7 protein-coding genes are annotated in these 8,697 nt (G+C 69.3%); 6 read left to right on the top strand and 1 reads right to left on the bottom strand.

Translation table 11 applies throughout. From position 1 onward, the window contains the following. Positions 1–9: 9 nt before the first annotated feature. The 3 genes from ACF08N_RS16485 to ACF08N_RS16495 all read left to right on the top strand — a co-directional run bounded on the left by ACF08N_RS16485 (position 10) and on the right by ACF08N_RS16495 (position 2,738). A complete protein-coding gene (locus ACF08N_RS16485; RefSeq protein ID WP_392325303.1) occupies positions 10–957 on the top strand; it encodes an ABC transporter substrate-binding protein in 948 nt (315 codons plus the stop codon). Between the two features lie 205 nt (positions 958–1,162). Beyond that, on the top strand, positions 1,163–2,065 hold the full coding sequence (locus ACF08N_RS16490; RefSeq protein WP_392325393.1) for a DMT family transporter: 903 nt from the start codon (positions 1,163–1,165) through the stop codon (positions 2,063–2,065). Positions 2,066–2,141: 76 nt separating this feature from the next. After that, entirely contained in the window at positions 2,142–2,738 is a 597-nt protein-coding gene (locus ACF08N_RS16495; protein ID WP_392325304.1) for an HD domain-containing protein, read from the top strand. 388 nt (positions 2,739–3,126) lie between these two features. Here ACF08N_RS16495 and ACF08N_RS16500 read toward each other — a convergent pair whose 3' ends face one another. After that, positions 3,127–3,306: a hypothetical protein gene (locus ACF08N_RS16500; RefSeq protein WP_392325305.1), complete on the bottom strand. Its 180-nt coding sequence runs from the start codon at positions 3,304–3,306 to the stop codon at positions 3,127–3,129. Positions 3,307–4,228: 922 nt separating this feature from the next. Between ACF08N_RS16500 and ACF08N_RS16505 the strand changes: the two genes are divergently transcribed. From ACF08N_RS16505 to ACF08N_RS16515, 3 genes are all read left to right on the top strand, one after another. Continuing rightward, positions 4,229–6,601 (top strand): FHA domain-containing protein, encoded by a 2,373-nt coding sequence (locus ACF08N_RS16505; RefSeq protein WP_392325306.1) that lies wholly within the window; start codon positions 4,229–4,231, stop codon positions 6,599–6,601. After that, the gene (locus tag ACF08N_RS16510; RefSeq protein WP_392325307.1) at positions 6,598–7,230 is read left to right on the top strand and encodes a hypothetical protein; all 633 of its coding nucleotides are present in this window, start codon (positions 6,598–6,600) and stop codon (positions 7,228–7,230) included. Before ACF08N_RS16505 ends, ACF08N_RS16510 begins: the two co-directional genes overlap by 4 nt. Positions 7,231–7,724: 494 nt before the next feature. Beyond that, on the top strand, positions 7,725–8,697 hold a 973-nt coding region (locus ACF08N_RS16515), incomplete at its 3' end, for a DUF6777 domain-containing protein (RefSeq protein WP_392325308.1).

Raw genomic sequence — 8,697 nt, forward strand, 5'->3', positions numbered from 1 at the left:
GGACTTCCCATGAACCGACGCACCCTGCTCGGCGCCCTCTTCGCCGCGTCCTCCGTCCCCGCGCTCGCCGCCTGCAGCAGCGGCATCACCTCCCTCGAAGGCCAGGGAGGCACCTTGTCGGGCGGAGGCTCCAGCAAGGACGGTGTCACCATCGGCACGGCCAACTTCACCGAGAACCAGATCCTCGGCTACCTGTACGCCGCAACGCTCGAGGCCGCAGGCGTGAAGACGACGGTCCGCCCCAACCTCGGCACCCGCGAGATCCTCATCCCCGCGCTGCGGAGCGGAGACATCGACCTGCTCCCGGAGTACCAGGGAGCGCTTCTGCACTACCTCGACCCGAAGGCGAAGGCCACCGAGGAGGGCGAGATGCAGAACGCCCTCGCCGTCGCCCTCCCGGCGGGCCTGCAGATCCTTCCCTACGGCCTGGCCGAGGACTCCGACGCCTTCGCCGTCACCCGGGAGACCGCGGGCAAGTACGGCCTCAGGACACTGGCCGACCTGGCGAAGCAGAACGGAAAGCTGGTCATCGGCGCGGCACCCGAGGTGAAGAAGCGGGTCGTCGGCGTGGTCGGTCTGAAGGACGAATACGGTGTGGAGTTCAAGGAGTTCAAGTCGCTGGACTCTTCCGGCCCGCTGGTCAAGGGCGCGCTGAAGAAGGGCGACGTCGACGTCGCCAACCTGTTCACCACCGACACGGACATCGCCGCCGAGGGCTGGGTGGTGCTCACCGACCCCAAGAACCTGATCCCCGGCCAGCACGTCGTGCCACTGATCGCCGACCGCAAGGCCGACTCGACCGTCCGCAAGGCGCTGGCCCGGCTGGGCGCCGAGCTGACGACCGAGCAACTGACGGAGCTCAACCGCCTGGTCGACAAGGAGAAGAAGGACCCGGAGGACGTGGCGAACACCTGGGCCGAGCAGCACGGCCTCGCACGCACCAACGGGGGCGGCTAGCCGCCGTATCAGGGGCCCGCGCCGGTTCAACCGGGTGGCGACTGCCTTGCGACGTCAAGGCGCCGACGCTGCCCGGCGAGACCGGCCGTGGGGCGCAGGCGCTGTGTCCAACGCCTTGTTCCTGCCCCGTCGGTGGCGCGCTCCAGGTGAAGAAAATTCACGTGACGCGCCGCGCCCGATCGTCGACAATTAACGCGTGGCCACCATGAACGTCGACAGGACTCAACGCGGCCCGTCCCCCCGATCCTCCCTGACCGCGCTGGCCGGACGTACCTTCGACGCGATCCCGCCACCGGCACTGGTACTGCTCGGCATCGTCAGCGTTCAGGTGGGCTCGGCACTGGCCAAGCACCTGTTCAGCACAGTGGGCAGCTTCGGGACAGTCGCGTTGCGCCTGTCTTTCGCGGCGGTGGTGCTGATGCTGTTGTGGCGGCCGTCTCTGCGCATGAGTCGTCGCACGTGGACAGTGGTGCTGAGCTACGGCGTGATTCTCGGCTTGATGAATCTGTGCTTCTACCTGGCGCTGGCCCGGATCCCGCTGGGGATCGCGGTGACCATCGAGTTCCTCGGGCCGCTGGCGGTGGCCCTGGCCGGGTCGAGGCGATGGCTGGACGCTTTCTGGGCCGTGCTCGCGGCAGGCGGTGTGGTCCTGCTGATGGGGGGACGGGGCGACCTCAACCTTGTCGGTCTTCTGTTCGCCCTCGCCGCGGGAACGTGCTGGGGCCTGTACATCCTGGTCGGCGCGGCGCTGGGCCGCCACACCACGGAAGGCAATGGTCTGGCTCTGGGAATGGCCGTCGCGGCACTGGTGGCTGTGCCATTCGGCGTGGCCGACAGCGGAACGGCGCTGATCCAGCCGTGGGTCCTGGTTGCGGGGCTCGGCGTGGCGCTGTTGTCCTCGGTGATCCCGTACTCGCTGGATCTGGAAGCACTACGCAAGATCCCACCGCGCGTATTCGGCATTCTGATGAGCCTCGAACCAGCGATGGCGGCCCTCGTCGGCCTCATCGTGCTCCAGGAGTCGCTGCACTGGTCGCATTGGATCGCGGTGCTGTGCGTGGTGGCCGCATCGGCGGGCGCCACACGGGGCGCCCGCCCCGACGTCTAGCCATCGGCCTCATCAGCCGCACCAAAGCGCAAAAATTTACGGGCCAGCCTTCCGTGGCGTTGTTATGCTCCTCCGGGTGGATATTCCTTCGGTGGGTGAAATCCGCGAGCTGCACGCCAAATACGCTCCCAGCGAAGAGGTGTTCAGCCTCGTTCACACGCATGGTGAGATTGTGTGGCAGGTTGCGGAGCGCTTGATCTCGTTTTCTGGTTGTGGTGTTGATGCTGAGCTGGTGCGTGCGGGGTGTTTGTTGCATGACATCGGCGTCTACCGCCTGTATGACACCGAGGGGCGTTTCGACGAGCGGAATTACGTGTGTCATGGGGTGTTGGGGCACGAGCTCCTGGCGGGGGAGGGGCTGCCGGAGGTGCTGCACCGGTTCTGCTCCTGCCATACGGGGGTCGGGCTGAGCAAGGAGGACGTCGTCCGGCAGGGACTTCCGCTGCCGCCGGCCGACTACTTGGCGATTACGCCGGAGGAGCGGCTGGTGATGTACGCGGACAAGTTCCACAGCAAGACCACCCCGCCGAAGTTCGTCTCACCGGGCACCTACGCGGCGTACATCGGCCGATTCGGCGAGGACAAGGTCGCAGCGTTCCAGGCGCTGCGCGCGGCGTTCGGCGATCCCGAGTTGGAGGACCTTGCCGCTTCGCACGGGCACGCGATGACCTGAGCCGGCTTCGCCGAGTTCCGTAGGGTACCTGCATGGCGGACGAGAGCGAGCGGGCCGTTCAGGCGCCCATTGCGGCGGAGATGCGGCTTCTCGACCCCGACGTGCGTGCGTGCGTCACGGCCCTGGTTTCCGACCCCCTGCCTCGCCGCGCTCTACGGCTACGCCCACCGCATGAGGAGTGCGGCGAGTCGGTGTCCAGGCTCAGCGCACTCCCGCATCGACTGCGGACGGCAAGGTGCTGGGCCAACAGGACTTGGAGCTGGCTGTCCTCACACAGAAGGACAACGGGCCAAGCTCGCTGACACGACTCGGTAGCCCGGTCCACCGTTGCAGGCGGGCACGGGAGACTGCCGGCGACGCTCAGCCCAGTAGGGCAGCAGCCGGGCGGCTACCGCTGTCCGGTCGTGAACGGCCGTACCGGCTGGGGGTGTCCGCCGCCTGTCGGCGTGATGGGGCCGATCACCTGTGCCAGATGACGCACGGTGCGCTCGGCCTCGCTGCGCACCTGCGCCGGGATGTCGCCACGCTCCGCAACGAGCCGGTCGTAGATCGGCACTTCTTGCCACACCGTCAATCAGTCCTTCCAGAGAACCGGTTCCGCTCCCGTAGGTGGGAAGCGCCTGCCGAGTGTATGCGGGGCCGGCGAGGCGGGGTTCGGCGGTGCCGGTCATGGACGCCGCGGCGGGTACATGCGGCGTCCGTTCGGGCCGTAGGATGCGGGCGCCCCCAGGGGCGCTGGGGGTGGCGGACTTGTGGCGCCGGGGCGGCCTTCTTCCCGGAACGAGCCCGCTGACGCGCGCTCGTCATGCGATGTCACGCGTCACTCGGTCCGCGTGGTCGAACTCGAGGTGTCGGGCGGGCGGAGAGTCGGCGATGCGGTGTGCTCCGCGGGCCATGACGGCAGGGCGGTGCCTCTCGGAAGGCCTCTCGGAAGCTCGCACGGTCCCCGCCCCCTGCTCGCTCTCACTCCACGCCGTGCGCGGTGGCCCCCGTGGCTTGTGCGAGCAGCCCGTCGACGAACGCGCGGACTGGGCGTAGGTGTCCTGTCCGGCCAGCACGGGCCACCGGTCGCCGATGGCGGCCAAGGTGGGGCACCTGGGAGGCGTCGAAGGACTCGCGGAAGGCGTGACGCTCGTCGTCGGCCCGCCGATGGGGCGAGTGAGCGCGGACGAGGACCTCGCCGACGGTGTAGTACCAAATGCTGCGGAAGACACGGACGGCTTGTTCGGACGTGCATCCGTGGTCGCTGGCTGCGGCCACGACGGCTTCGACCATCCACAGTGCCGACTCGTCGAGCAGGCCGGCGGAAAACCCAAGCTTCTTGGGGAGTGGCTCACCAGCAGGTTCTACGTCCGGCTCGGAGCCTCGCCCTGTACTGCTCGGCGGTCGGCGGCGACCACCGCCGCTTATGGATCCGGTGCCGTGTGCCCGCCCGGTGGCCCGCTTCCGCCGCCGGGCGGCGGAAAGTACCGAAGGCTAAAATTTCAGATATGGCAGAGCGGTCTGCAACGCCGACCCCGCCCGAACTCGTGCTCGAGACCGAGGGGGACACTCTGGTCGTGGCACCAGGCCACGTCTACCACATCGGACGCGACCCCTCGAGTGACATCGTCCTCAGTGACTCCCGGGTGTCCTGGCATCACGCGGTGCTGCGCCCCGAGGCCGACCATTGGACACTCGAGGACGAGGGCAGCAGCAACGGCACCTACGCCGAGGGCCGGCGGATCCACGAATGGGGAGTCGGTCCCGGCAGCGTCATCCGGTTCGGCCACCCCTCGGAAGGCCCGCGCGCCCGGCTGCAGGCGCTGCGCCGTGCCGAGCCGGCCCTGGCGCCCGGCGAGGAAGCCACCGGGTGGCCCTTGTCCGTGTCCAGGCCGGCCGCCACCCGTACGTTCCGGCGCCCGACAACCGTCCGTCCGCTGTCGACACCGAGCGTGAGCATCGGCCGCGCCGCCGACAATCACCTCGTCGTCGAGGACCTGACCGTTTCGCGGCACCACGCCGAGCTGCGGGTGCTCGCCGACGGGACGTACGAGATCGTCGACATCGGCAGCCACAACGGCACCTTCCTCAACGGCCGGCGGGTCACCCGCGCTCCCGTCGGCCCCGGCGACATCGTGGGCATCGGCCACTCGAACTTCTGCCTCGTGGGCGACCAGCTGCAGGAGTTCGTCGACACCGGCGAGATCTCACTCGACGTGCAGGACCTCACCGTCTCCGTGGACCACGGCCGGAAGACTCTCCTCGAACAGGTCTCCTTCCCCGTCGGTGAGAAGTGCCTGCTCGCCGTGGTCGGACCGAGCGGCGCCGGCAAGTCCACGCTCCTGAACGCGCTTACCGGACAGCGCCCCGCCGACCACGGCACGGTGTTGTACGACGGCCGTGACCTCTACCGCGACTATGCCGAGCTGCGCCAGCGCATCGGTCTCGTGCCGCAGGACGACATCCTGCACCCTCAGCTCACCGTCCGCCGGGCTCTCGGATACGCCGCCGAGCTGCGCTTCCCGGAGGACACCGCCAAGTCCGAACGCGACGCCCGGGTGGACGAGGTCATCCGGGAGCTCGGTCTGGAACAACGGGCCGGTCAGCCCATCCACAGCCTCTCCGGCGGTCAGCGAAAACGCGTCAGCGTCGCCCTGGAGCTGTTGACGAAACCGTCGCTGCTCTTCCTCGACGAGCCGACCTCCGGCCTCGACCCGGGCATGGAGCGCTCAGTCATGCACATGCTGCGCGGCCTGGCCGACGACGGCCGCACCGTCATCGTCGTGACGCACAGCGTGCTCAGCCTCGATGTGTGCGACCGGCTGCTGGTGCTGGCCCCCGGCGGACGGATCGCCTACTACGGCACGCCCGAGGACGCCCTGCCCTTCTTCGGTTTCGATCAGTGGCCCGAGGCCTTCGAGGCTTTCGAGAACGACTCCGGCCGCGACTGGGGTGCGGATTACCGCACGTCGCCGTTCCACCGCCAGTACATCGCCTCGAGCGCGCAGCCCCGCCTCGCCCGCGAGCGGCTGCCACGGGGAGACGCGCCGCCACCGCCGCCCAAGCCGCAGAGGTGGTTCGCCCAACTGGGCACCCTCGTACGGCGTTACGCCGCGGTGCTGAGCACCGACCGGACCTTCATCATCGTCATGGTCGCGCTGCCGTTCGGGATGGGCGCCATGGCCCGGATCATGGCCGGCGGCAAACTCACCCAGGACACCGCGGCCAGGGCTCTGCTCGTCCTGTGTGTGGGTGCGGTCCTGAGCGGGGCGGCGAACGCGGTGCGGGAACTCGTCAAGGAACGCGTCGTGTACCGGCGTGAGCGCGCCGTCGGGCTCTCCAGATCGGCATACCTGACCTCCAAAGTGATGGTGCTGGGCCTGATCACGGTCGTCCAGGCCGTCGCCATGACCCTCGTCGGACTCCTCGGCGTCGAACTGGGCGCCCCTGCCGGCCGGGGCGCCCTGCTGCCGCCGCTCCTCGAAATAGCCCTGGCCGTCGCCCTGTTGTCGGTGTGCGCGATGCTGCTCGGTCTCGTGATATCCGCACTGGTCCGCAAGGAAGAGGTCACCATGCCACTGCTGGTCCTCATCACCATGGTTCAGATCGTCTTCTGCGGCGCCCTGGTGAAGGTGTACGGCGTGGTGGGCCTGGAGCAGCTGGCATGGCCGGTGCCGGGCCGGTGGGGCTTCGCGGCCACGGCGGCGACGATCGACATCGGCCGGATCGTGCCGAAAGCAGAGTACGACGACCCGCTCTTCGAGCACGCCGCCGGTGTGTGGCTGTTGAGTATGGCCGTCATGGTGGCGTACTGCGCGGTGCTCTGGTACGCCGTCGGGCGGCTGCTGAGGCGTCACGAGCCCGCGATCATGCGGAAGTGACGGAAGCGGAAGACATGGCCACCCCCGACGGCGACTTCCTTCCGACCCACGTCGTACCCAACGACGGACTGGCCGCCTGGGAGACACCGGACGTGTCCCGGCCGACCGTACCGCTGGACCCGTTCCTGCCCGTCCAGCTGATCGAACGGCGCGGCGACTGGGGACGCATCATGTGCCACAACGGCTGGTCGGCCTGGGTCGACGGCCGCCTGCTGGTCCCCGTGCCGCAGACCCCGCCCACGGCCGGAGCACCGCCCGCCCGCACGACCGACCCGCGCCCGCTGATGGGCCGGGTGAGGGAGTCGCTCGACCGCTACTGGCTGGCCACGGAGGATCTGGCGGCGGGGAAGGCGCACGGCGAGGCCTTCCGGCAGCGGACACGCGGACTGCGGGCCGGATTGGTCATCGACGGGGAGGCGGCGTGGCTGTACGACGCCGAGCAGGAGCGCTGGGTGTACTGCGACGGCACACGGATCGACACCTACGCGGTTTCGTCCGCCCCGTCCGCCGACGAGGCCCCGGCCCCGCCGGCGACGCAGACCGCCGGCGAGGCGCCGACGCCGACGCAGACCGCCGGCGAGGCGCCGACGCCGACGCAGATCGTGGACCGGCCGGGTGAATCCCGCTGACCGCGCCCGCGGGCGCGGTCAGCGGCCGACGAAATGTGTGGGCCGGCCTCCCCGACCTGCCCCCCCCAGAGGACGCCGACTCGGCAGGTCGCCCGCATCGGCGCCCACATGCCGAGAGCGGCCGGCAGGCGCCTGAGGGAGGCTGAACGGTTGGGCTTGGGGTCCTGCGGTGCCGGAGCGCACAATGGGCTAAAGGGATGAAACCCGCATAAAGCGTCATGAAGCCGCAACCGGGCTTCCGAGTTACGCGATTCCCACGCCGAGCGGGAGGGGGAGCCGTGAGTTCCGAACCGCTGTCAGAGCGTCCCACTGGGCCGCCGTCCGGCCCCCTCGCCGGGCGTCCCACCGACGAGGCGACAGGGATTCCGCCGCCCCCGCCGCCCCCGCCGCCCCCGCCCAGCGGCGGCGGTGGCGGTGGCGGGGGCGGCGGACCAGCTGGGCCGGGCCGCGAGAAGCGGGGAGCCGGCGATGGAGGGCGCCCCTGGTGGCGATCCGTGCCGCGGATCACCGCGATCATCGTCCTGGTCGTCGGCGTGGTCCTCGCCGCTGTCCTCATCCGCCCGGGCGGCGAACCAGCCCAGGCCAGCGAGGTCATCCTGCAACCCACGAACGCCGCCGGGCCGGATCCATTCACCCCGTCGACCGCGAAGACGACCTCGTCGTTGCCGGCCGCCGAGCCCAGCACACCTCCCACCGAGACCAACGCCATCCGCAGCGTGGCGGGATCGGAACCCGGCCTCTACGGCGGGAGCCGCAACATCGCCGCCTGCGACGTGGAGAAGCAGATCCGTTATCTGAGCGCGGACCGGACCAAGAACCAGGCCTTCGCCTCGGCTCTGGACATCCGGGATACCGCAGTCCCCGGCTATCTGCGGTCGCTCACGTCCGTACAGCTGCGTTCCGACACCCGCGTCACCATGCACGGCTACCGCGACGGCGCCCCCACCAGCTACCAGGCGGTGCTCCAGGCCGGCACGGCTGTCCTCGTCGATGACCGCGGAGAGCCGAAGGTGCGCTGTGCCTGTGGCAATCCGCTCAGCGCTGCGGTCGCCCAGAAAGGTACACCCGAGCAGAAGGGGACCGCCTGGTCCGGATACCGGCCGCAGAACGTCGTGGTCGTCAACCGCGCACCCGCGGAGGTCAAGGAATTCGTCATCTTCGACCACGAGGACCGGGACTGGGTCCGCCGTGACTCGGGTGACCACGGCCAGCGCGACGAGAAGACCACTCCGCCGGACAGGCACTGGCCACTGCCGCCTGCGAACGAGCCGCAGGACACCAAGCACGACGTCGACTCGCCGGACCAGAAGGACGATCCGAAGAAGGACGACAAGAAGGAGGACCCGAAGAAGGACGACAAGAAGGAGGACCCGAAGAAGGACGACAAGAAGGAGGACCCGAAGAAGGACGACAAGAAGGAGGACCCGAAGAAGGACGACAAGAAGGAGGACCCGAAGAAGGACGACA

The organism is Streptomyces sp. NPDC015127 (assembly GCF_043080095.1).
Taxonomy (GTDB): Bacteria; Actinomycetota; Actinomycetes; order Streptomycetales; family Streptomycetaceae; genus Streptomyces.